We start from the raw sequence: 21,487 nt of genomic DNA on the forward strand, positions 1-21,487 counted from the left end.
TCGAGAAGTCGTATTCGTTCTTCATTGGTTGAGAGCAGCTGTGATCTTGTTGATCCGCGCGCGCCAGTAACTCACTCCGCGACCACGACGCGCACGTCGAACTGCACGCCTGTCTCTGCCTGCAACACGCCGATCACGCCAAGCAGGTTCTCGGCCGTGGGATTGCCGGATGGCCCTAACATGCGCATCGGGCTCTTCGACGGCCGCCCGAGCGCGTTGCTCAACGCCTCGAAGCCGATCGTTGCGTTGATATACGCACGCAGGCCGGCGCGGCCGTCATCGACCTCTCCGCGCGGCAGCGCACTCACGGCTTCCTGGAACAACGCCTCGCGAAACGCCGGATCGCGGTCCGCGCGCGCCCGAACCGTGTCGCGGAAGTCTGATCGCCAAGGCATCATGAGGTGCTCGCATAAACTCCCAAAGAGCTATTTCGCAGCCTCGATCCGCTCAATATCCTCCTTGAGAAGCGTGTTGACCAATTCGGTCAACGAGACGCCCCGCGCGCTGGCCAGCCCGGTCAGGTGATCGAGCACATCAGGCTCGAGATGCACCGGAGGCAGCATTCGCGCGCCCTTGCGAAAGAACTTGCCGCGTTCGGCGTTCGAGAAATCGTATTCATCCTTCATCGGATCACCCATTCTCGTAGGAGCGGATTTCGCGCCGGGTCGGGCGACGGACAGAAATGATGCGGATCGCTGCGCGGTCTGCCGATAGCTCCGTGTACGTATGCACGACCAGCAGTAGCTCGTGAGCAATATTGCGTCCCATCGTAACCCATCGTTCCTCGCCTGCGCCAGATCCGTCATCGAGACGCGAGAGCGCCAACGGATCGCCGAAGATGCTCATCGCCCGCTCAAACGCAACGCCATGCTTGCGCAGATTGCTCTCTGCCTTGGCCGGATCCCAATCGAACTCGAATTGCATGGTCCGCCCCACCCGGTGATGTCCGCGACACGCCACGCTTGCCAAACGACGCAAATCAGCTTATGTTCTCTTTTTGTTCCTGTCCAGCCGAGGGGCGCTTCCGGATCGTCCAGTTGCGTAGGGCAGGAATGCGGTGGACGTGGCGGGCCGTGCGCGGACGAAAGTTCGCGCGGACGAGCGATCCGTTACGGACGGCGAAGTCGCGTGGTCCTGGCGCCCCGACGCTGGCGCTAAGTCTCGTGTCGGTGCTCAACGCATCGCGCGAGATGACGGGGGCAAGAGAGCCCGGTCCCCGGGGAGATCGCGTATAAGCGTTAAAACCATCGCGCGGGGAAGGCCGGATGTATCAGGCCGTACCTGTGGTGACCGCCGCGTGCTCTTTTCTTTGCACGCGGGCCATGGGTGCCGGCCAGGCATCCGGCCTTCCCTGCGCCCTCGCGTGTTTCGAGGGTGAAACGACCGGCAGAACTCGGCGTGATGGCGCGCGAGGAAGAGGATGTTTGTCTTCACATCATTGCGCAGCGTGCGTAGTCACGCTTGTTGGCTTGCGCGAATGTCTCTCCACCGTCATTCCGGGGCGTGCGCAGCACGAGCCCGGAATCCATTTTCCAGCGTGTCTCGCGGCTCAATGGATTCCGGGCTCGCCCTGCGGGCGCCCCGGAATGACGGCGGAGGTCGCTGCAACAGCGAGCGCGAGAACGCCCTACCCCGCCTGCCCGGCCGCCACGGCCGTCCGCGGCACGGCGACAACAGCGACACGTCGCGGCGACAGGCGTTCGGCTTGCAGCACGGCGAAGGTCAGCACGATGATGGCCGTGCCCTGATGCAGCAGCGCGAGCGAGATCGGCACCAGCGCCAGCAGGGTCAAGATCCCAAGCACGGCCTGCACCAGGATCGCGGCGAGCAGCCGGTGCGCGCCGCGCACCACGTCGCGGCCGACGCCGGCACGCATCACGTCGAAGGCGTGCCAGGCTGCCAATGCCAGCAGCGTGTAGGCGGTCATGCGATGCATGAACTGCACCGTCAGATCGTTCTCGAACAGATTGATCCACCACGGCGAATGGATCCACAGATTGGCCGCCTTCGGGATCAGGCCGCCGTCGATCTCCGGCCAGGTGTTGTAGACGAGGCCGGCGCGCAGGCCGGCGACCAGCGCGCCGAGATAGAGCTGCACGAAGGTGACGCCGACCAGCACCCAGGCCGTCAGCCGCAGCCGCGCCGGCACCTCGGCCTCCTCGCGCGGCGCGAGCCGCCGCAGCGTCCAGACGATCGACGCATAGATCAACAGCGCCAGCGAGAGGTGCGTCGCGAGACGGACCGGCGCCACCTCGGTGCGCTCCGTGAGGCCGGAGGCCACCATCCACCAGCCGACCGCGCCCTGCAGCGCGCCGAGGCCGAAGATCAGCCACAGCCTGCGGCCGAGCGGCCCGGAGACGGCGCCGCGCCACAGGAACCACAGGAAGGGCAGCAGGTAGACCATGCCGATGACCCGGCCGAGCAGCCGGTGGCTCCACTCCCACCAGAAGATCGTCTTGAATTCGTGCAGGGTCATGCCGGCGTTCATCTGCCGATACTGCGGAATGGTCTTGTAGGCCTCGAAGGCGTCGGTCCAGGCCTGCGCGGACAGCGGCGGCAAGGTGCCCGTGACCGGCTTCCACTCGACGATCGACAGCCCGGATTCGGTCAGCCGCGTCGCGCCGCCGACCAGCACCATCAGCGCGATCAGGCCGGCCACGGCGAGGAGCCAGATGCGGATCGCGGCGAGATCTCGTGTGCGGGGAACCGTGGTCATGGACGTTGAACGCTCGATTGAACCGGGGCTGACAGGCCCTTATAATCCCGGGGAAATCGCGCGCAAGCCGCGCCGCCCCCAGCCGAGGCTGACAATCCCGTCATGACGATCCGCACCCGTAAACTGATCGGCGCCGTCGCGCTGCTCCTGCTCGCTTTCGCCTGGTCGATGATGGGCATGGTGATGGCGCAATTCCCCCTGATCGCCAACTCCGGCTGGCTGCAGGCGGTCTATTACGTCGTCGTCGGCATGGGCTGGGTGCTGCCCGCGATGCCGATCGTGAGCTGGATGCTGCGCCCGGATCCGGAGCGGCAGCAAGGCTGATCAGCCGAGATCGAGCTTCGGCTGCGGCGCGGATTTTTCCCGCGGCAGGGTGATGCCGGCCATCAGCACCTTCAAGGCGCGCAGCGAGCGCGAGCGGCCGTCCCAGGCGATCCGCGGCAGCATGTGCAGATGCGTGCGGCCCTCGCTCTGCACGACGCCTGGCATCGTCGAGGCCGCGCTGACGAAGCCCGCCTGCTCCGCAAGCACGACGTCGCTGCGGCGGAACGAATAGCGGTCGCCGAACGGATACGCCATGTGCCGGACCGGGCGGCGCAGCGCCGTCTCCAGCACCGCCTTGCCCATCGTGATCTCGCGCTGGGCGTCGGCATCCCGGAGATTGGCGAGCACGGAATAGTGCACGGTGGCACTGCCGATCGTGACGTTGGGGTCGGCGGCGAGACGGGCGATGTCGGTCCAGTCCATCGAGGACTCGCGGCTCAGGCCGGCGAGATCGACCGAATGGCGCGCGCAGAGGTCGCGGATCGCGATCGACAGCTCGGCCGGAGGCAGCTTGCGCAGCCAGCCTGCGAGATGGGCGAACAACTCGTATTTTTCAGCCGGCGTGGACACGTTGAAGCGCTGCTCACGATGATCGATCACGAGGCTGATGCGGGCCTCGCGCGCGATCACGGCCTCCAGCGCCAGCCACCAGGCTTCGCCGAGCCCATCGGGGAAGGCCGAGGGCACATAGATGGTGAACGGCACGCCGTGGTGCGCCAGCACCGGATAGGCGTGCGTGATCAGGTCCTTCGCGGCGCCGTCGAAGCTCAGGCAGGCGAAGCGGCTGCTTTGGGGAAGGCGCACGGCGCGGTCGCAGGCCTCGTCGAGCGAGACGATGTCATAGCCCCAGCGCCTCAGCGCCCGGATCACCTTGTCGAGGAAAACGGGGGTGATCTCCGCGCATTTCAGCGGCTGGAACGCGCCCTTGCGCCGCGGGCGCACGCGCTCGAACCGCAGCACGGCGCCCGCGCCACCCGTGGCGCGCGACGCGAGCAGCGTGCCACCGCTGAAATAGGCCAGCTCGAGCCGGGCGCTGCGCAGCCACCTGTTGTCCGACGACAATTCCCGCGCCCCTTCCCCGAATCCCACTTGAAACCAGACCGTCCGCGCCCACCTGATGCGGACAGACCGTGGCGCGATCGCGTCATGATCACCGCCATCCGATGATAGCGATCGTCCGCCGTCAAGATCGCGTGGCCGCTGCCGATTTGAACAGGTCTTTGTTTGTGCCATTCCCGATTTGGGACGACGTCATTGCCATTACCTTTTGTTGAGACTTCTTTGCGAGGGTCTCCTGACGTCAAGCAACAAAATTCCACGACAACGCGAGCTGCGCGATGACCATGGCCGCCGTGATCGAGAGCCGGACGGCGCAGGCGCCCGCGCGGCGGCTGCCGTCGGGGCTCGCGCGGGTGGAGATCGTGTCCGATCTGGCTGCCGCCGAGCCGGTCTGGCGCGCGCTCGAAGTCCCCGAACATGTCTCGACGCCCTACCAGCGCTTCGATCTGCTCGGCGCATGGCAGCGCGACGTCGGCGCGCGCGAACATGCGACGCCGTTCATCGTCATCGGGCGTGATGCCGAGCAACGCCCGCTGCTGCTGCTGCCGCTGACGTTGCGGCACGCCTGCGGCGTGCGCATCGCCACCTTCATGGGCGGCAAGCATACGACCTTCAACATGCCGCTGATGGATCGCGAATTCGCCGCGCGCGCCAGCGCCGGCGATCTCGACGTCCTGCTCGCAGGGCTGCGCGATCGCGGCGGTGTCGACCTGCTCGCCTTGACACAGCAGCCGGAGCGCTGGCGCGATCTCGCCAATCCGCTGGCGCAATGGCCGCACCAGCCGTCGGTGAACGACTGTCCGGTGCTGTTGATGCCGCCGGGGGCTGCGCCGACGGCGCTGTTGTCGAATTCGTTCCGAAAGCGGCTGAAGAGCAAGGAAAAGAAGCTGCAGGCGCTGCCCGGCTACCGCTACATGGTCGCGAGCAGCGACGCCGAGATCGCCGAGCTGCTCGACTGGTTCTTCCGGACCAAGCCGATCCGCATGGCCGAGCAGAGGCTGCCGAACGTGTTCGCGGAAGCAGGCGTCGAGGCCTTCGTGCGCAGCGCCTGCATGGCAAAGCTCGACTGCGGGCATCGCGCCATCGATATCCACGCACTGCGCTGCGACGCCGAGATCATCGCACTGTTTGCCGGCGTGGCCGACGGGGCGCGCTTCTCGATGATGTTCAACACCTACACGTTGTCGGAGAATGCGCGCTGGAGTCCCGGACTGATCCTGATGCGCTCGATCATCGATCACTACGCGCAACAGGATTTTCGTGCCCTCGATCTCGGCATCGGATCGGACGACTACAAGCGGATGTTCTGCAAGAATGACGAGCCGATCTTCGACAGCTTCATGTCGTTGACCGCGCGGGGGCGCGTCGCCGCGACGACGATGGCTGCGGTTGGACGGGCCAAGCATGCCGTCAAGCACAGCCCTGCCCTGTTCCGTCTGGCACAACAGCTGCGTGGCGCGCTGCAATCGCGCGGCGGCGCCGCCAAGGCTGACGAGAGGGCCGAAGATTAGGCGGCGACGCCGCGCGGCCCCGGCTGGTTGCGGTTGGCGCCTCCGGCCGGTGCCTTCAGCATGGTGACGGCGCCGAAGCCGACCTCGCGCAGCTGCTCGCTCATCTGGCTGCGCGCCTCGGCGGCCATCTTGGGATCGGGCACGACGACGGCGCGCGCGCCCGCGGTCAGGAGCTCGGCCGGCAGGTCGGAGGCATTGCCAGCGTCGAGCAGGACGTGGTCGTAGACGCGCAACAGTGCGTCGATCGCGAGCGCGAGCCGCGGCGATTGCAGTTGGCTGCGGTCGGCGCCGGGACGGCCAGCATTGACGATGTGCAGCCGCGAGGCCTGGTCCTTGGTGATGATGGACGCGAACGATGCCTCGCCCAGCATCAGCTCGATCAGCCCGGGCGCGGCCGGATCGACCGAGACGCCCGCAAGCAGTTGCGGGCTGCCGGCGAGGTCGACCAGCACCACGCGCGCCTGCGCCGCCATGGTGCGGGCGATCGCGAGCGCAGTGGACGTGACGGCCTCGCCGCCGGCCGTGCCGAGCACGGTGACCTTGCGGGCGCCCTCGCCCGCGCCGAGCAGATCGGCGGCGAGTTGCTCGAACTCGTTCAGCGGTGGCGGCGCAGGCTTGACCGGCTCGGCCGACGGCGCCTCGGCCGGCTGCATGGCCGTGGGGGGCGGCGGTACCGAAGCCGGACGCGCGGCCTCAACCGGCGCCGACGTCGAAGGTGGTGCAACGGCCGGCGATGCGGAGACCGTACGCGGGGCGATCATCGGCTCGACCCGCGCCGCGAGCACCATGACATCGGCCATGCTGCTCATGGCCGGGGCGGCTGGGCCCACCGCACGCGGAGCCGTGAGGCGCAGCAGCTCGCCGGTGATGACCACGCCCGAGGTCAGCATCAAGGTCGCCAATGTCGCGATCAGCACGATCGGCAGCTTCTTCGGATACGCCGGTGTATTGGACAGCACCGCCCGCGAGATGATCCGCCCATCCGCGGGCGGGGTGTCGAGCGACTCACGGGTGTTCGCCTCGCGGTATTTGGCGAGATACGATTCCAGCAGGTCGCGCTGCGATTTGGCATCCCGCTCCAGCGCCCGCAGCTGGACATCGAGGCCATTGGTGGAGGTGGCCTGCTTCTTGGCCTGATCGAGGCTCTGGCTCAGCATCTGCACCCGCCCGTCGGCGATACGCGCGTCGCTGTCGAGCGAGCGGGAGATCTTGCCGGCCTCGTCGCGGATCTGGCGGTCGAGATCAGCCAGTTGCGCCTTCAGTTCCTTGATGCGCGGGTGATTGTCGAGCAGCGTCGACGACTGTTCCGCGAGTTGCGCGCGCAGGCTCACGCGCTGCTCCGACAAGCGCCGCATCAGCTCCGAATTGAGCACCTCGGACGCCTCGATCGGCTGGCCGCTCTGCAGCATCTCGCGGATCAGCCGCGCCTTGGTCTCGGCATCCGATTTCAAGGCGCGCGCATTGTTGAGCTGGGTATTGACCTCGCCCATCTGCTGGTTGGACAGCGAGGTGTTGTTGGTCCCCATGAACGAATTCGACTTGGCGCGGAACTCCTCGACCCGCGATTCCGCCTCCTCAACCTTCTTGCGCAGGCCCTGGATCTCCCCGGCCAGCCACTGGCTGGCGGACTTCGCCTGCGCCTGCCGAGCGTTCTGCTGAACAACGAGATAGCCGTCCGCGATCGAATTCGCGACCTTCGCCGCAAGCGCCGGATCCTGCGACTGGAACTCGACGACGAGGACGCGCGATTTGTCGACGGCGTAGACGGTCAGGCGTTCGTAATAGGCATCCATGACGCGTTCGTCCGGCGTCATGGCAAGCGGATCCTTCACGAGCCCGACCATCGCCAAGACCGACTTCAGCGGCGACACGCCGCGCAGGACGGGATCAAACTCCGGCAGCTCGCCCAACCTGTTCTTCGCGATAATGTCGCGCGCCAGATCTCGCGACAGGACCAGTTGCACCTGGCTCGTGACCGCCTCGGCATCGAGTGCCGTCCGCTCTTCGGTACGCTCCCCGTTCGGCCGCACGAACACGTTCTCGCGTCCGTCGATCAGGATCCGCGCTTCGGACTTGTAGCGCGGCGTGATCATGTTGACCGCGGTGATCGACAGAACGAGAGCGAGCAGCGTCGGCAAAAGAATGAAGCCACGCTTTCGTGCCAAGGCGCGGCCGACCAGCCGGAGATCGAGATCGCCGGCCGGGCCCGGCTCCGCCGACGATGGCGAGCCTGTCACGGGTCGGACGGAGGCTCCGTCAACCTGTGTCTTCTCGCCGGCACGCCAGAACGCCAACCGCATCATCCACTCCCGCGAGACCTACGCCACGCCGCTACCATACGTGGTACAATTACACTCCATTAAGGTTGCTGACGGGTTAACCGGAGCGCCTGCAACCTCGCCCTATCGAACAATCGTCATCCTTCGCCAAATGCTGCTTGCAACACGTAGGCTTGCGCCAGATCGTCACAATGCTGGAGCGAACCTGCCCGGCAGTGACGACAAGTGAGACTTTGTTAACCATCAAGCCTCTATCGAGGTTGGAGCTATCAATATTCAGCGACGAGAGGCGCCCGTGCTTCCTCTATCCGCCAGTCGTCAGATCAGCTCGCGCAGCGACGCCTGGCTAAACCACGCGCAGGCCGATGGCGCGGGCGAGTTCGACATGGCACCGTCGCAGAACAAACCTCTCAAAATCCTTCACGCGGTCAGAGCTCCCGTCGGCGGCATCTTTCGGCACATCCTCGACCTTGCCAACGGCCAGGTCGATCGCGGGCATGACGTGGGCATCATTGCGGACAGCCTGACCGGCGGCGAACGCGCCGATGCCGCGCTGGCCCAGATCGCGCCTCGCCTGACACTCGGCGTGCACCGCGTTCCCATTCATCGGGAGCCTTGGCCGAGCGACATTCTGGCACTCAGCCGATTCCATCGCCTCTCCCGCGCGCTCGCCCCCGACGTGCTGCACGGCCACGGCGCCAAAGCCGGCGCGTTCGTACGCCTGCTGCCGCATCGGCCAGGAACGATCCGCATCTACACGCCTCACGGCGGCTCGCTGCACTACCCGCTCGACACGCTCAAAGGCGCGCTGTATGGCCGGCTTGAACGTGCGCTGATGAACCGGACGGATCTCTTCCTGTTCGAGAGCGCCTTCGCCCGCGATACCTATGAGCGCATGATCGGCCATCCCAACGGATTGGTGAATTGCGTCTTCAACGGCGTCACTGCAGGCGAATTCGACCCGGTCACGCCGGCTCAGGACCAGACCGACCTGGCTTATGTCGGCGAGTTCAGGCACATCAAGGGCACGGATCTGCTGATCGACGCTGTCGCGCAGTTGCGCTCCCGTGGCCGGCCGCTGACGCTGACCTTGGGCGGCGACGGCGAGGAGATGTCGAAGCTCAAAGCCCAGGTCGAACGCCTCGGTCTTGCGGCCGCGGTGCGTTTCATCGGCCATGTGAAGGCCCGCGACGGATTTTCCAAAGGACGACTGCTCGTCGTTCCGTCGCGCGGCGATTCCATGCCCTATGTCGTGATCGAGGCGGGAGCCGCTGGGGTTCCGATGATCGCGGCGAGGGTCGGCGGCATCCCCGAGATCTTCGGGGCGCACGACGACGCGATGTTCATGCCAGGCAACGCGACCGCGCTGGCCGACGCCATTGCAGCCGCACTGGACGATCCGGCTACCGCGCAGCTGCGCGCCAAGGCGCTGCGCGAGCGGATCTTCCAGCATTTCTCGCAGAAGGCGATGGTCGAGGGCGTGCTCGACAGCTACCGCGAGGCGTTTACCAAGACCTGACGTCATTTACCATCGCTAACCGTTTCTTCCGATTTGGCCCTTAATCCCGCCGGTGGGGAATTTCCCCCGGCGCTATCAGCGCTTACATGACCACAAATACTAACAAACATAATCCGGGCTTGTACGACTGTGGAACCGATCAACGCTCGCTCGATGTTGGATGCTGCTGCGGCCACGGCCGCATCGACGGCCGCGGCAGGCAAGCCGGCCGTTGAACGGCGTCGCCGCCTGTCGCCGGCGGCCCTGGCGGTCGCCAATCAGAAGGTTCACCGCGCCTACTCTCCGATCGTCCTCGCCGGCATCGTCCGCATCACCGATTTCGTACTGCTGAGCGTCGTCGGCAGCGCCGTCTATTTCGGCTACGTGGTGCCGCTCAGCGGCTTCCATTGGGAGTATCTCGTTGCCATCGTCGGCCTCGCCGTGAGCACGGTGGTGTGCTTCCAGGCCGCCGACATCTACCAGATCCAGGTCTTCCGCGCCCAGGTGCGGCAGATGACCCGGATGGTCTCGTCCTACTGCTTCGTGTTCCTGCTGTTCATAGGACTGTCCTTCTTCGCCAAGATCGGCAGCGAAGTCTCCCGTCTCTGGCTCGCCGCGTTCTTCTTCGTGGGGCTCGGCGCGCTGATCGCGAGCCGCGTCGTGCTGCGCAACCTGATCCGCAGCTGGGCCAGGCAAGGACGTCTCGATCGACGGACCATCATCGTCGGAGCCGACCAGAGCGGCGAGGACCTGGTGCGTGCGCTGAAGGCGCAGGACGACTCCGAGATCGAGATCCTCGGCGTGTTCGACGACCGCAACGACTCGCGATCGCTCGAAGCCTGCGCCGGTGCGCCGAAGCTCGGCAAGGTCGATGATATCGTCGAGTTTGCCCGCCGCACCCGCGTCGACCTGGTGCTGTTCGCGCTGCCGATCTCGGCGGAGACCCGCATCCTGGACATGCTGAAGAAGCTGTGGGTGCTGCCGGTCGACATCCGCCTTTCGGCCCATACCAACAAGCTGCGTTTCCGCCCGCGTTCCTACTCCTATCTGGGCGCGGTCCCGACGCTCGACGTGTTCGAGGCTCCCATCACCGACTGGGACCTGGTGATGAAGATGCTGTTCGATCGACTGGTCGGCGGCCTCATCCTGCTGCTCGCACTGCCGGTGATGGCGCTGGTTGCGCTTGCGATCAAGCTCGACAGCCCGGGACCGGTGCTGTTCCGGCAGAAGCGGTTCGGCTTCAACAACGAGCGCATCGACGTCTTCAAGTTCCGGTCGCTCTATCACCACCAGGCTGATCCCACGGCGTCCAAGGTCGTCACCAAGAACGATCCACGCGTCACCCGCGTCGGCCGCTTCATCCGCAAGACCAGCCTCGATGAGCTGCCGCAGCTGTTCAACGTGGTGTTCAAGGGCAACCTCTCTCTGGTCGGTCCGCGGCCGCACGCCGTGCAGGGCAAATTGCAGAACCGGATGTTCGACGAGGCCGTCGACGGCTACTTCGCCCGCCACCGCGTCAAGCCGGGGATCACTGGATGGGCCCAGATCAACGGCTGGCGCGGCGAGATCGACAACCAGGAGAAGATCCAGAAGCGAGTCGAGTTCGACCTCTACTACATCGAGAACTGGTCCGTGCTGTTCGACCTCTACATCCTGCTCAAGACGCCGCTGGCGCTGATGACCAAGAGCGAGAACGCCTATTGATTGCGGGGATCCGGAGCGGGCCCACGTCCGCTTCGCGCGTGTGTCTGGCCGATCCCGCCATGCGTTGCGTATGAGTGTGAGTTCGCGATGGCCGTGACGGCAGTAGCCGAAGAGTTCGCATCCAGGCCGATCGCCCCTCCGGGCGTCGTCGCCCTGCAGCGCACGCTGGTCTGGCTGGTCGGGGTCTCCGGCGCCATCGTGTTCATCGAACCGAGCCCCTATGAGCTCGTCACGCTCGCCTCCGCCGCGGTGTTCTTCGCGACCGGCATGAGGCTGCGCCTCGTCTTCCTGCCGCTCCTCCTGTTGCTGGTCCTGGTCAATCTCGGCTACACGATCAGCGCGATACCGCTGCTCGACGATTCCAAGATCGCGACCTGGATCGCCACCTCCTGGTACATGGCGTTCACGGCGATCTTCATTGCCATGCTCACGTCGGACGATACCGAATCGCGGCTCGACATGCTCCGGCGCGGCCTCGTGATGGGCGGCGCGATCGCAGCCCTCGCGGGTGTCGCCGGCTATTTCCATCTGGTGCCCGGTGGCTACGATCTCCTCACCTTGTATGGCCGCGCGCGCGGCACGTTCAAGGATCCGAACGTTCTCGGCGCGTTCCTGATCCTGCCGGCGCTGCTCGCGCTGCAGAACGTCGTGACCGCCCGCTTCGCCGCGACATTGCGCGCCAGCTTTGCGCTCGGCGTGATGGCGCTCGCCATCCTGCTCGCCTTCTCGCGCGCGGCCTGGGGCGGCCTCGTCCTCACCGCCGCCTTCATGCTGGCGATGATGGTGCTCACCAGCCAGACGCGGGGCGAGCGCTCCCGCATCATCTTCATGACGTTGGCGGCCGCCGTGGCCGGCATCGTCCTGATCGGCGTTCTGCTCTCGATCGATTCCATCGCCGACATGTTCAAGCAGCGGGCGAGCTTCGACCAGAGCTATGACGAGGGCCGGTTCGGACGCTTCGGACGCCACATTCTCGGCGCCGACATGGCGCTCGACCTCCCGTTCGGGATCGGGCCGCTGCAGTTCCACAACTACTTCCCCGAGGACACCCACAACTCCTATCTGAACGCCTTCATGTCGGGCGGCTGGCTGTCCGGCATCTGCTATCCCGCGCTGGTGTTCACCACTGTCATTCTCGGATTCCGCTATCTGTTCGTGCGCGTGCCCTGGCAGCGCACCTACATCGCGGTGTTCTCGGCGTTCCTCGGCACCGTCGGCGAAAGCTTCATCATCGACACCGACCACTGGCGGCACTTCTTCCTGATGCTCGGCACGATGTGGGGCATGGTCGCCGCCACGCGCGCCCATCAGGCCGAGGCGAACCGATCCGCAGGGATCGGCCCGCACATCGCAGCCTCCTAATCCTCCACCGTGAACGTCAGGCCGGCGTGGTCGATCAGCCGCTTGATCAAGCTGTCGCCGAGCGCGGCGCCGGGCGTCCAGAAACCGCCCTTCACAACGGCACCATCGCGCTGCAGGCCGATGGCGCACTCGCTGATCATGCTCGCCGTCAGACCGTAGCCGGGATCGCCCTTCCCTTTCACCGACGCACAAACGCGCCGTCCGTCGGGAGACTCAGCGACGTACAGTAGGTCGAAGTATCCGTTGCCCCGCATCTGCTTCGAGGGCCCCTCCCCGACCTTGGGCGCATTCGGGCCGGTCTTCTCGGCATTTGCCGCCATGACCAACTTGGCGTTGGCTTGGCCTTCCTCTCCATCGCCCGTCAGCACCATTTCGTCGTAGACAAAGTCCTGCCCGTACGGAAAACCCATCAGCACGTTGGCACGATGGACGTTGCGTGTGTTGACCAGCGCCATTGCAAACGGCGCGGCCCAAGACTGGAGATCCTCCTCATAGATCGGTCGGTTGGCCGGTGGCTGCTTCGGGCCGGTGAATCCCGGCGTCAGCGCGAACGGGTCCTTCATGATCGCCACAAGACTCAGATCGGCAGTCAATGCCGCCGCTGTTGCCTTGGCGCTCGCCGAAGTGCCGCCCGACAGCGAGCCGCTCATGCCGCGAATGCGCCCCTTCACGCGCGGCTGTGGCGCGCCTAGCACCTGTTTTGCCTGCTGCTGCACGAACAGCACGCCGAGCTCGAACGGCACCGAGTCGAAGCCACACGAGAACAGGATTCTTGCGCCGCTGTGCTCCGCCTCACCTCGATGCTTCTCGATCATCTGGCGCATCCACAGCGGCTCGCCACAGAGATCGACATAATCGGTCCCCGCAGCGACGCAGGCGGCGAGCACATCGGCCCCGTAGAGCTGATAGGGTCCGACCGTAGTCAACACCAGTCTAGCCTGATCGACCATCGTGCGAATGGAGCCGGGGTCGCTGGAATCGGCCACGATCAGCGGCAGATCAGGCGGCGCTCCGACCGCATCGCGCACCTTGGCGAGCTTGTCGCGGCTGCGCCCAGCCATGGCCCAGCTCAGCTTGGCTTCGCCGTTATCGCGCGCGGCGAGATACTCGGCCACGAGTTGGCCGGTGAAGCCGGTTGCACCATAAACGACGATGTCGAATTTAGCCGACGTCATCGTTGCTCTCTGGACCGCGGCGGATGGGTTCCACCGCTCTTAGCCCTCCACCGTGAACGTCAGGCCGGCGTGGTCCGCCAGCCGCTTGATCAGGCTGTCGCGGAGCGCCGCGCCCGGGGTCCAGAACCCGCCCTTCACGCCGGCGCCGTCGCGCAGCAGGCCGACGGCGCATTCACTGATCATCTTCGAGGTCGAACCGTAACCGGGATCGCGATTGCCCTTCACGGATGCGCGGACCTGGCGGCCGTCGGGGGCGATCGCGACGAAGAGAAGATTGTAGTAGCCGTTCTCGCGCTCCTCCTTCGAGGGACCCTCGCCCGGCTTCGGCGCGTTGGGGCCGGTTTTCTCGGCATTTGCCGCCATCACCTTCTTGGCGTTGGCCTCGCCCTTCTCGCCCGGGCCGGTCAGCACCATCTCGTCATAGACGAAGTCCTGCCCGTAGGGAAAACCCATCAGCATGTTGGAGCGGTGGACGTTGCGGGTGTTGATCAGCGCCATCATGAACGGCGCCGTCCAGGACTGCAGATCTTCCTCATAGACGGGCTTGTTGCCCGACGGCTGCTTCGGACCCTTGAAGCCGGGCGTCAGGGCGAACGAGTCCTTGAGGATCGCGACCAGGCTCAGATCCTTGGCGACCGCATCGAAGGTCGCCTTGGCGCTCGCCGCGGTGCCGCCCGAGAGCGTGCCGCTCATGCCGCGGACGCGGCCCTTCACACGCGACGCTGCGGCGCCGAGCACCTTCTTGGCCTGCTGCTGCACGAAATAGACGCCGAGCTCGAACGGCACGGAATCGAAGCCGCAGGAGAACACGATGCGCGCGCCGCTCTTCTCGGCGGTGGCCTGATGCTTGTCGATCATCTGCCGCATCCACACCGGCTCGCCGCACAGATCGACGTAGTCGGTGCCGGTCTCGGCGCAGGCCGCGACGAGCTCGTTGCCATAGAGCTGATAGGGACCGACGGTGGTCAGCACCAGCTTCGTCTGCGCCACCATGGCCTGCAGGGATGCAGGATCTGAGGCGTCCGCCGCGATCAGCGGCGTATCGGCAGGCGCACCGATCTGGTCCCTGACAGCCGCGAGCTTGTCGAGGCTCCGGCCCGCCATCGCCCAGCGCAGCGAGCTGTCGCCGCGATATTGCGTGGCCAAATATTCAGCGACGAGCTGCCCGGTGAAACCGGTCGCGCCATAGACGATGATATCGAACTTGGATGACGTCATTCTTGTTCCCTAGCGATCAGCTGCGATTTTAGTGCCCCGTCATTGCGAGGAGCGCAGCGACGAAGCAATCCAGAGTCCCGTCCTCAGCCCTGGATTGCTTCGCTGCGCTCGCAATGACGGAGTTTGCGGTCTACTTTTTTCCATAAGACACATTCATGCCGGCGCGAACGTCGTTCTGGATGCCGTAAGGGGCGATCGGGTAGCGCAGGCCGTTCCTGGCAAGCTGTTTCATGCCGGCGATCGCCTTGGCGAGATCGGATGGCTTCAGCGCCATCAGCATCTCTTCGTCCGGCACGCCGCCATAGCGGCGCTCGGCGAAGCATGGCAGCGACAGGCTCGGCTCGCCGGTTTTCAGCGCGCGTCCCCAGGAGTCGGCGCAGGCGGTCTCGCCGACGACGCCCCATTCGAACTTCTTGTAGCCGACATATTGCAGGCCGTTGATCAGGATGATCATCTGTCCCGGCGTCGCATAGACCAGGCAGATGTCCGGCGGATCCAGCCGGCCGCTCGACAGCGGGCTGACGGCCATGGCCTGGTAGCGGCCGAACGGCACGACATCCAGCGCCTCCTGTCGCTTGCGCGCGTCCTCCGCCGTGCCGTGCCAGACGCCGACATAGTTCGCGCCCTCGAGCCAGGTGTCGTCCTGCGGGCCGAGCCCGATCACCGCGCGGCACTGCGCGCCGACCAGATCATCTCCGGTGATGCCGACTGTCCAGCCGAGCCGCGAGGCCATGCTGACGATCTGGTCGGTGGTGTGCACCGCGTTGGGCCGGCGGATCTTCTCCACCGCTTCCATGTCCTCGACGCGGGCGAACATCTTGATGCCGATCACGGTCGTCTTCAGCCGCAGCAGGCCGTTGAGATCGGCCACCATGGCCGCCAGATCCAGCCTGTCCGTCCCGTTCGGCTGTTGCATGTGGCGCTCCCTCCCTACCGCACCGCCTGCCGGTCCAATGCGTGGTTCGACTTCGGGGCGCTTGTTAGACCCTCGCACCGCGTGATGCCAGTATTTCCGCCCTACGGGCTCGCCCGCCATACCATGATCCTTCTCGATATTACGGGAATCACTTATGAATTTTCGATCCTCGAACAGGATCAGTCGATGACCCGCAGCGACCGGAAGGAAGGCGCCAAGAGCGCAACGGCCGGCCCCGGCGGAACGCCCGTGCTGTCGCCCGCCGCGCTCTACGAGGCGGGACTGCATCACCTCGGCGGAGGGCGTCTGCTCGATGCCCAGATGTGCTGCGAGCAGGCGCTGGCGGCCGACCCGGCCCACGCCGACAGCCTTGCGCTGATGGGCATCATCGCGCTGCAAACCGGCCAGCACGACCATGCCGTCGCGTGGTTCTCGCGCGCGATCCGACAGACGCCGAAGATCGACTATCTCACCAGCCTCGGCTTCACCCTGAAGCAGATGGGCCGGCTCGACGACGCCCTCGCCGTCTTCGACAAGGCGATCCAGCTCAAGCCCGACGAGGCCGAGTTGTGGAAGCATATGGGCGGCGTGCTGCTGGCGCTCGACCGTGGCGCCGAGGCGCTGCTGAGCTATCAGCACGCGCTGACGATCGATCCTTCGCACCGCGAGGCCGCGTTCCAGAGCGGCCTGCTGCTGCATCAGCAGCAGCGTTATGAGGAAGCCGCCCAGGCGTTCACGATCTGCCTGACGCAGCAGCCGAATGACCTGCAGTCGTTGCAGATGCGCGCCCGGTGCCTCCGCGAGCTCAAACACTACGACGCGTATCTGGCCGATTGTGAACGCGGGCATGCGCTGGCGCCGACCGAGGCGATGGTCTGCAACAATCTCGGCGATGCGTTCGTCTGCCTCGGCCGCAACGCGGAGGCGCTGCCGTGGTTCGACGAGGCGCTGAGCCTGCGCCCGAACTTCGTCGAGGTGCTGCTGAACAAGGGCTTTGCGCTGCTTCAGTTGCTGCGCTTCGAGGATGCGGCCGCCGTCTACCGGCAGATCCTCGCGCTCGAGCCGGGTCACGCCAAGGCGGCCTGGCAGCTTGCCCATGTCGAGCTGCAATTCGGCGACTACACCGCGGGCTGGGAGCGGCGCGAGGCGCGCTGGAACATGCCGGATTTCTCCCCTGACTATCCGCGCTTTGTCGAGCCGAAATGGCTGGGCCACGAGGACATCGCCGGCAAGACCCTCCTGATAGAGGAGGACGAGGGTTTCGGCGATACCATCCAGTTCGCGCGCTACCTGCCGATGGTCGCCGCGCGCGGCGCCAGGGTGATCCTGGTGGTCCGCGAGGCGCTGCGGCCGCTGCTGACCGGTGTCGAAGGCGTGTCGCAATGCCTTGCGTTCGCACCGGAGCTGCACCGGCCGGCCTTCGACATGCACTGCCCGGTGATGAGCCTGCCGCTCGCCTTCGGCACCACGCTCGCGACCATCCCGCCCGCGTCCTATCTGCCGCCGCTCCCGGCCGAGCGCATCGCGGCCTGGGAGCAGCGGCTCGGGGCGCATGACCGGCTGCGGGTCGGCCTCGTCTGGTCCGGCAACCCCCACCAGGGCAACGACCGCAACCGCTCGATGCCGCTGTCGACCTTGCTGCCGCTGCTCGATCTCGACGCGGATTTCGTCAGCCTGCAAAAGGAGCTGCGGCCCTCGGACAGAGCGCTGCTGGCGCAGCAGGGCGGCATCCGCGACCTCACCGGCGAGCTGACCGACTTCGTCGAGACTGCGGCCTTGATTTCCTGTCTCGATGTCGTCGTCACGGTCTGCACCAGCGTCGCGCATCTCGCCGCCACGCTCGGACGGCCGACTTGGATCATGCTGCCATACTTGGCCGACTGGCGCTGGCTCAGGGATCGCGACGACAGCCCGTGGTATCCGAGCGCGCGGCTGTTCCGGCAGGATTCGAGCTGCCGCTACGAGCCGGTCGTCGCGCGCGCGCGCGGCGAGCTGGCCGCGAAAGCGGCGGGCTTCAGCAAGACGATCGCCTAGGCCGGTCCCGGAAACAGATCGTCGATGCGGCCGCGCAGGCGGTAGGCCACGAGCCCGACCCATTCGCGCACGGCGATGTCGGCGCGCCGCAGGCCGAGCAGCGAGATGCCGTCGAAGTCGAGCACGCGGCCGACGCGCCAGTCCACCGGATAGGGCTCGACCGGAAAGCCGGCCTTGCGGAACAGCCCGACCGAACGCGGCATGTGATAGGCCGAGGTCACCAGCAGCCAGCGCTCGCCCGGCTTCGGGGAGATCATCGCCTTGGAGAAGATCGCATTCTCGTAGGTGTTGCGCGACTGCCGCTCCAGCAGCAGCCGCTCCTTCGGCACGCCGAGGCTGAGCAGGATCTCGGCGCCGACATCGGCCTCCTTGGCCTCTGTCGCGATCAGGTTGGCGCTGCCGCCGGTGAACAGGATGCGCGCATTCGGATAGCGCCGCGCCAGCGCGGCGGCCTGGATCACCCGGTCGGCGCCCGCCACCGTCACCGGCATGCCGTACATGACCGACAGGTCGGAATCGACGGGACCACCGAGCACGATGATGCCGTCGGGCGCGCCATTCGCCGGGTCCCATTTCGGAAACCGGCTCTCCAGCGGATAGAGCATCAGGCTGCCGAGCGGCGTCAGGCCGACGATCGCCAGCAGCAGCATGGCCGAGACGACCAGCCTGCGCCCCAGCACGGCAAACCGGGTCAGCATCAGGATGGCGCCTGCGAGGCCCAGCGCGATCATGAAATTGGTCGGCAGTGCCAGCAGGCCGAGCGTCTTCGACAGCACAAAGAACATTGCGAACTCCGGCGCGGAGTGAGGTGCCACGGCCGCCCTCATACACGACAGCGGCCATGCGTCGCCATCTCTCTGCGGCGGCCAGCGGATGCGCTATGCTCGGTCCCGAACCGGTACGAATGAGAGGACCATGGCCCATCACCATCTGCACGCGAGCCCCGAGACCTGCCATTGGGGCTTCTTCGAATCCCGGCTGAAGCCGGTGCTCACGATCGACAGCGGTGACGAGGTCACGATCGATTCGATCAGCGGCGGGCCCGACGTGGTGCCCGACACCAGCAAATTCCACGTGCCGCCGGAATTGTTCGACGTCCACGCCCGCAGCGAGCGCATGGTGCCCGGCCACATCCTGACCGGCCCGATCGCGGTCAAGGGCGCGGAGGTCGGCGACGTGCTCGAGGTCGAGATCCTCGACGTCCAGCTGCGGCAGGACTGGGGCTACAATTTCATCCGGCCGCTGGCGGGCACCCTGCCCGACGATTTCCACGAGAGCCGGCTGATGAACATCCCGCTCGACAAGGACCGGATGGTCGGCAAGCTGCCGTGGGGCCTGGAGCTGCCGCTGGCGCCGTTCTTCGGCGTGATGGGCGTGGCGCCGCCGCCGGCCTGGGGCCGCATCACCTCGCTGATCCCGCGTGCGATGGGCGGCAATCTCGACAACAAGGAGCTCGGCGCCGGCGCCAAGCTGTATCTGCCGGTGTTCGTGCCGGGCGCGCTGTTCTCCTGCGGCGACGGCCACGGCGTGCAGGGCGACGGCGAGGTCTGCGTCACCGCGATCGAGACCGCGCTGCAGGGGCGTTTCCGTCTCACTGTGCGCAAGGATCTCAACTTCGACTATCCGCGCGCCGAGACGACCACCCACTACATGACGATGGCGATGGACCCTGACCTCGACCAGTGCGCGGTGAAGGCGCTGCGCGACATGATCGTGCTGCTCGGCGAGAAGCGCAATCTGTCGCGCGAGGACGCCTACACGCTGTGCAGCCTCGCCGCCGATCTGCGGGTGACCCAGACCGTCAACGGCTCCAAGGGCATTCATTGCATGATCGCGAAGGCGGTGGTGCACGGGTGAGAAGACAGGGCTGAGCGTCGGGCCAAACACACTGCTGTCGTCCCTGCGAACGCAGGGACCCATAACCACCGAACCAAGTCGTGACGCGAGGTGGTTGGACTTGCGCAAGCCAACTGCTCCCTGGGGTTATGGGTCCCCGCCTTCGCGGGGACGACGCCATTGATGCCGCGCGAGGGAGCGCATCGAACGACGCGTGACGTCGCGCTGCCGCGGCAGATCCTGCCCGGGTCATGCTGCAGATCTCACCCTCTGAAATGTCGGAGGGCGCAGGGAAGGCCAGGCGCCGGCTGGCGCCTGCGGCCCGCCTGCAAGAAAAAATGCAGGCGGCAGGTACCACAGGTGCAGCCGAGAACGCCCGGCCTTCCCTGCGCGATGGTCTTCACGCTTATACGCAGTCTGCCTGGTGCGCCGGGCTTGTTGGCCACCTCCGCGCGAGGCGAAGCCTCGTCGCGATCGCGACAACGCGCAGAGCGCGTTGCGCGGATAACACCAGCGTCGGGGTGTCAGCACGCTGCGACTTCACGTCCGCGCCGAGCCGTTCGTCCGCGCACCCGAGAGGATACGCTGCGGCTCCATCACGGCCATCGCTCCCCGCCTCGCGTGTCGTGACGATCGCGCGCAACGCCCCTCCGGCCGAGGCGGGATGGCGGCACTAAAGCACAATTTCCGGAAAAGCGAAAGCGTTATTTCTGGAATGACGAACTTTTCTCGCCGTGACCGTGATGACCCGTCTACCTGCTCTGCTGAAAATTCACCAAGGGGATCCCGAAGCAGGCGCCGCGGCACGGCGGTGGTTGAAGCGACCATCGGGCACCGCGGCTCACGCGAATCTTCCCGGCCCGTGCTTCCCCGTACCATTCCGGCCCCGGACTCGCCGAGCGGGCGGAGAGTCACCGTCGCGACCTCGCCGATTCGTCATATTTCGATAAAATTCAATATCTTAACCAGTTATCCCCAAGCCGCTGTACAACCTATTGGATTCCTAATAGAGTCTAAAAAGTTACTTTTCTGTACACCGGTTACGGACTAGCTTTTAGGCATGGCGACGGAAAAAGCCGAAACTGACCGCATCCCCGTAACCCTAGCCCTGGCAACCATCGGCTATCTCGAAAAGCTCGTGAAACAGGGAACCCACGGCACCAGCGTTCCGGGTGTCTGCAGAACGTTGATTGAAGAAGGCATCCGGCTCGCCATCAAGGATGGGCTGCTGTCGATTCGCGACAACGGACGGGCGTAAGCTAGGGACACGCAACGCGGACAACAGTTTCGGTGCAGCCGTCGGCCAGGACGATCCAGGACGGATCAAACTTGGAAGCGACAACAATGCCCGCCGAACGACAGACACTCCCCACCTGGACCGAGGAACGGCTCCAGGCCCTGAAGCAGCACTTTGAGGCCGGGCTGACCTGCCGAGAGATCGCCGCCGAGCTCGGCGTCAGCCGCAACGCCGTGATCGGCAAGATCTCCCGCCTGGCGCTGACGCGCGACAATGGCGGCGACACCAGGCGCGTGGTGCGCGGCGAGACGACACGCGATGGCGCACGCCGTCCCGTGCCGAAGCTGCGCCGCCGCATCCTGCGCGCGGTCCAGAACGACCCGCCGCCTGCGATCGTCGAGGAACCGGTCGGCACCGTCGTGAATGGCTGCTCGCTGTTCGAGCTCTCCAAGGAACGCTGCCGCTGGCCGATCTCGACGCCCGGCGCGGATGATTTCTGCTTCTGCGGATCGAAGCCGATCGAGGGGCTGCCGTATTGCCCGAGCCACACGCGGATGGCGTACCGGGTGGCGTCGTCGAGGTAATGAGGGCGGCGTAGCAAAGATCCTACGGGCCTAA

The 21,487-nt window shown here is 65.9% G+C and carries 20 protein-coding genes; 9 read left to right on the forward strand and 11 right to left on the reverse strand.

What is annotated here, in order from left to right; translation table 11 throughout:
• Positions 1–71: 71 nt before the first annotated feature.
• The 4 genes from ACQR1E_RS24945 to ACQR1E_RS24960 all read right to left on the reverse strand — a co-directional run bounded on the left by ACQR1E_RS24945 (position 72) and on the right by ACQR1E_RS24960 (position 2,716).
• Positions 72–395: a transcriptional regulator gene (locus ACQR1E_RS24945; RefSeq protein ID WP_434897735.1), complete on the reverse strand. Its 324-nt coding sequence runs from the start codon at positions 393–395 to the stop codon at positions 72–74.
• A 30-nt stretch (positions 396–425) separates the two neighbouring features.
• Entirely contained in the window at positions 426–638 is a 213-nt protein-coding gene (locus tag ACQR1E_RS24950; protein ID WP_315711501.1) for a hypothetical protein, read from the reverse strand.
• Positions 631–924 (reverse strand): BrnT family toxin, encoded by a 294-nt coding sequence (locus ACQR1E_RS24955; RefSeq protein WP_315750855.1) that lies wholly within the window; start codon positions 922–924, stop codon positions 631–633. Before ACQR1E_RS24955 ends, ACQR1E_RS24950 begins: the two co-directional genes overlap by 8 nt.
• Positions 925–1,627: 703 nt before the next feature.
• Positions 1,628–2,716 (reverse strand): COX15/CtaA family protein, encoded by a 1,089-nt coding sequence (locus ACQR1E_RS24960; protein WP_315827187.1) that lies wholly within the window; start codon positions 2,714–2,716, stop codon positions 1,628–1,630.
• Positions 2,717–2,818: 102 nt separating this feature from the next.
• Here ACQR1E_RS24960 and ACQR1E_RS24965 point away from each other — a divergent pair, with 102 nt between their 5' ends.
• Entirely contained in the window at positions 2,819–3,040 is a 222-nt protein-coding gene (locus ACQR1E_RS24965; RefSeq protein ID WP_315711497.1) for a DUF2842 domain-containing protein, read from the forward strand.
• Here the strand turns inward: ACQR1E_RS24965 and ACQR1E_RS24970 are convergent, their stop codons facing one another.
• Positions 3,041–4,102, reverse strand: a complete 1,062-nt coding sequence (locus tag ACQR1E_RS24970) for a polysaccharide deacetylase family protein (RefSeq protein ID WP_434897677.1) — start codon at positions 4,100–4,102, stop codon at positions 3,041–3,043. It abuts the gene before it with no gap.
• Between the two features lie 275 nt (positions 4,103–4,377).
• Between ACQR1E_RS24970 and ACQR1E_RS24975 the strand changes: the two genes are divergently transcribed.
• Complete coding sequence (locus ACQR1E_RS24975) at positions 4,378–5,610, forward strand: GNAT family N-acetyltransferase (RefSeq protein ID WP_434897678.1); 1,233 nt, start codon at positions 4,378–4,380, stop codon at positions 5,608–5,610.
• On the opposite strand, the gene ACQR1E_RS24980 is transcribed toward ACQR1E_RS24975, so the two are convergent.
• Positions 5,607–7,910 carry a GumC family protein gene (locus ACQR1E_RS24980; protein ID WP_434897679.1) on the reverse strand — a complete coding sequence of 768 codons (2,304 nt, stop codon included), beginning with the start codon at positions 7,908–7,910 and terminating at the stop codon, positions 5,607–5,609. The genes ACQR1E_RS24975 and ACQR1E_RS24980 overlap by 4 nt on opposite strands.
• Before the next feature lie 325 nt (positions 7,911–8,235).
• Complete coding sequence (locus ACQR1E_RS24985) at positions 8,236–8,388, reverse strand: hypothetical protein (protein WP_315755033.1); 153 nt, start codon at positions 8,386–8,388, stop codon at positions 8,236–8,238.
• Here ACQR1E_RS24985 and ACQR1E_RS24990 point away from each other — a divergent pair.
• The 3 genes from ACQR1E_RS24990 to ACQR1E_RS25000 all read left to right on the forward strand — a co-directional run bounded on the left by ACQR1E_RS24990 (position 8,338) and on the right by ACQR1E_RS25000 (position 12,453).
• Positions 8,338–9,408: a glycosyltransferase family 4 protein gene (locus tag ACQR1E_RS24990; protein ID WP_315712597.1), complete on the forward strand. Its 1,071-nt coding sequence runs from the start codon at positions 8,338–8,340 to the stop codon at positions 9,406–9,408. The two genes, ACQR1E_RS24985 and ACQR1E_RS24990, sit on opposite strands and share 51 nt — an antisense overlap.
• A gap of 153 nt (positions 9,409–9,561) precedes the next feature.
• Entirely contained in the window at positions 9,562–11,091 is a 1,530-nt protein-coding gene (locus ACQR1E_RS24995; RefSeq protein ID WP_315755021.1) for an undecaprenyl-phosphate glucose phosphotransferase, read from the forward strand.
• 87 nt (positions 11,092–11,178) lie between these two features.
• Entirely contained in the window at positions 11,179–12,453 is a 1,275-nt protein-coding gene (locus ACQR1E_RS25000; RefSeq protein WP_434897680.1) for an O-antigen ligase family protein, read from the forward strand.
• On the opposite strand, the gene ACQR1E_RS25005 is transcribed toward ACQR1E_RS25000, so the two are convergent.
• From ACQR1E_RS25005 to ACQR1E_RS25015, 3 genes are all read right to left on the reverse strand, one after another.
• Positions 12,450–13,628: a saccharopine dehydrogenase family protein gene (locus ACQR1E_RS25005; protein WP_434897681.1), complete on the reverse strand. Its 1,179-nt coding sequence runs from the start codon at positions 13,626–13,628 to the stop codon at positions 12,450–12,452. The two genes, ACQR1E_RS25000 and ACQR1E_RS25005, sit on opposite strands and share 4 nt — an antisense overlap.
• A 39-nt stretch (positions 13,629–13,667) precedes the next feature.
• The gene (locus tag ACQR1E_RS25010) at positions 13,668–14,846 is read right to left on the reverse strand and encodes a saccharopine dehydrogenase family protein (protein WP_434897682.1); all 1,179 of its coding nucleotides are present in this window, start codon (positions 14,844–14,846) and stop codon (positions 13,668–13,670) included.
• Between the two features lie 130 nt (positions 14,847–14,976).
• Entirely contained in the window at positions 14,977–15,762 is a 786-nt protein-coding gene (locus ACQR1E_RS25015; RefSeq protein WP_315711487.1) for a DUF169 domain-containing protein, read from the reverse strand.
• A gap of 186 nt (positions 15,763–15,948) precedes the next feature.
• Between ACQR1E_RS25015 and ACQR1E_RS25020 the strand changes: the two genes are divergently transcribed.
• Complete coding sequence (locus tag ACQR1E_RS25020) at positions 15,949–17,796, forward strand: tetratricopeptide repeat protein (protein ID WP_434897736.1); 1,848 nt, start codon at positions 15,949–15,951, stop codon at positions 17,794–17,796.
• Here ACQR1E_RS25020 and ACQR1E_RS25025 read toward each other — a convergent pair.
• Complete coding sequence (locus ACQR1E_RS25025; protein ID WP_315755032.1) at positions 17,793–18,581, reverse strand: YdcF family protein; 789 nt, start codon at positions 18,579–18,581, stop codon at positions 17,793–17,795. The genes ACQR1E_RS25020 and ACQR1E_RS25025 overlap by 4 nt on opposite strands.
• Positions 18,582–18,711: 130 nt before the next feature.
• Here ACQR1E_RS25025 and ACQR1E_RS25030 point away from each other — a divergent pair, with 130 nt between their 5' ends.
• The 3 genes from ACQR1E_RS25030 to ACQR1E_RS25040 all read left to right on the forward strand — a co-directional run bounded on the left by ACQR1E_RS25030 (position 18,712) and on the right by ACQR1E_RS25040 (position 21,453).
• The gene (locus ACQR1E_RS25030; RefSeq protein WP_434897683.1) at positions 18,712–19,653 is read left to right on the forward strand and encodes an acetamidase/formamidase family protein; all 942 of its coding nucleotides are present in this window, start codon (positions 18,712–18,714) and stop codon (positions 19,651–19,653) included.
• A 1,039-nt stretch (positions 19,654–20,692) separates the two neighbouring features.
• Positions 20,693–20,890, forward strand: a complete 198-nt coding sequence (locus ACQR1E_RS25035; protein ID WP_006614936.1) for a hypothetical protein — start codon at positions 20,693–20,695, stop codon at positions 20,888–20,890.
• Positions 20,891–20,976: 86 nt separating this feature from the next.
• The gene (locus ACQR1E_RS25040; protein ID WP_316165185.1) at positions 20,977–21,453 is read left to right on the forward strand and encodes a GcrA family cell cycle regulator; all 477 of its coding nucleotides are present in this window, start codon (positions 20,977–20,979) and stop codon (positions 21,451–21,453) included.
• Positions 21,454–21,487 lie beyond the last annotated feature (34 nt).

Origin of the sequence: Bradyrhizobium sp. HKCCYLRH1030, assembly GCF_051168395.1 — a bacterium.
Taxonomy (GTDB): domain Bacteria; phylum Pseudomonadota; class Alphaproteobacteria; order Rhizobiales; family Xanthobacteraceae; genus Bradyrhizobium.

What these genes read in the sequence shown, in the direction of transcription:
- ACQR1E_RS24980 (WP_434897679.1), bottom strand. Translation starts at nt 7,910, where the DNA reads ATGCGGTTGGCGTTCTGGCGTGCCGGCGAGAAGACACAGGTTGACGGA.
- ACQR1E_RS25010 (WP_434897682.1), bottom strand. Translation starts at nt 14,846, where the DNA reads ATGACGTCATCCAAGTTCGATATCATCGTCTATGGCGCGACCGGTTTC.
- ACQR1E_RS25040 (WP_316165185.1), top strand. Translation starts at nt 20,977, where the DNA reads ATGCCCGCCGAACGACAGACACTCCCCACCTGGACCGAGGAACGGCTC.
- ACQR1E_RS24955 (WP_315750855.1), bottom strand. Translation starts at nt 924, where the DNA reads ATGCAATTCGAGTTCGATTGGGATCCGGCCAAGGCAGAGAGCAATCTG.
- ACQR1E_RS24975 (WP_434897678.1), top strand. Translation starts at nt 4,378, where the DNA reads ATGACCATGGCCGCCGTGATCGAGAGCCGGACGGCGCAGGCGCCCGCG.
- ACQR1E_RS25025 (WP_315755032.1), bottom strand. Translation starts at nt 18,581, where the DNA reads ATGTTCTTTGTGCTGTCGAAGACGCTCGGCCTGCTGGCACTGCCGACC.
- ACQR1E_RS25035 (WP_006614936.1), top strand. Translation starts at nt 20,693, where the DNA reads ATGGCGACGGAAAAAGCCGAAACTGACCGCATCCCCGTAACCCTAGCC.
- ACQR1E_RS25020 (WP_434897736.1), top strand. Translation starts at nt 15,949, where the DNA reads ATGACCCGCAGCGACCGGAAGGAAGGCGCCAAGAGCGCAACGGCCGGC.
- ACQR1E_RS25005 (WP_434897681.1), bottom strand. Translation starts at nt 13,628, where the DNA reads ATGACGTCGGCTAAATTCGACATCGTCGTTTATGGTGCAACCGGCTTC.
- ACQR1E_RS24950 (WP_315711501.1), bottom strand. Translation starts at nt 638, where the DNA reads ATGGGTGATCCGATGAAGGATGAATACGATTTCTCGAACGCCGAACGC.
- ACQR1E_RS24995 (WP_315755021.1), top strand. Translation starts at nt 9,562, where the DNA reads ATGTTGGATGCTGCTGCGGCCACGGCCGCATCGACGGCCGCGGCAGGC.
- ACQR1E_RS24960 (WP_315827187.1), bottom strand. Translation starts at nt 2,716, where the DNA reads ATGACCACGGTTCCCCGCACACGAGATCTCGCCGCGATCCGCATCTGG.
- ACQR1E_RS24965 (WP_315711497.1), top strand. Translation starts at nt 2,819, where the DNA reads ATGACGATCCGCACCCGTAAACTGATCGGCGCCGTCGCGCTGCTCCTG.
- ACQR1E_RS25030 (WP_434897683.1), top strand. Translation starts at nt 18,712, where the DNA reads ATGGCCCATCACCATCTGCACGCGAGCCCCGAGACCTGCCATTGGGGC.
- ACQR1E_RS25015 (WP_315711487.1), bottom strand. Translation starts at nt 15,762, where the DNA reads ATGCAACAGCCGAACGGGACGGACAGGCTGGATCTGGCGGCCATGGTG.
- ACQR1E_RS25000 (WP_434897680.1), top strand. Translation starts at nt 11,179, where the DNA reads ATGGCCGTGACGGCAGTAGCCGAAGAGTTCGCATCCAGGCCGATCGCC.
- ACQR1E_RS24945 (WP_434897735.1), bottom strand. Translation starts at nt 395, where the DNA reads ATGCCTTGGCGATCAGACTTCCGCGACACGGTTCGGGCGCGCGCGGAC.
- ACQR1E_RS24985 (WP_315755033.1), bottom strand. Translation starts at nt 8,388, where the DNA reads ATGCCCGCGATCGACCTGGCCGTTGGCAAGGTCGAGGATGTGCCGAAA.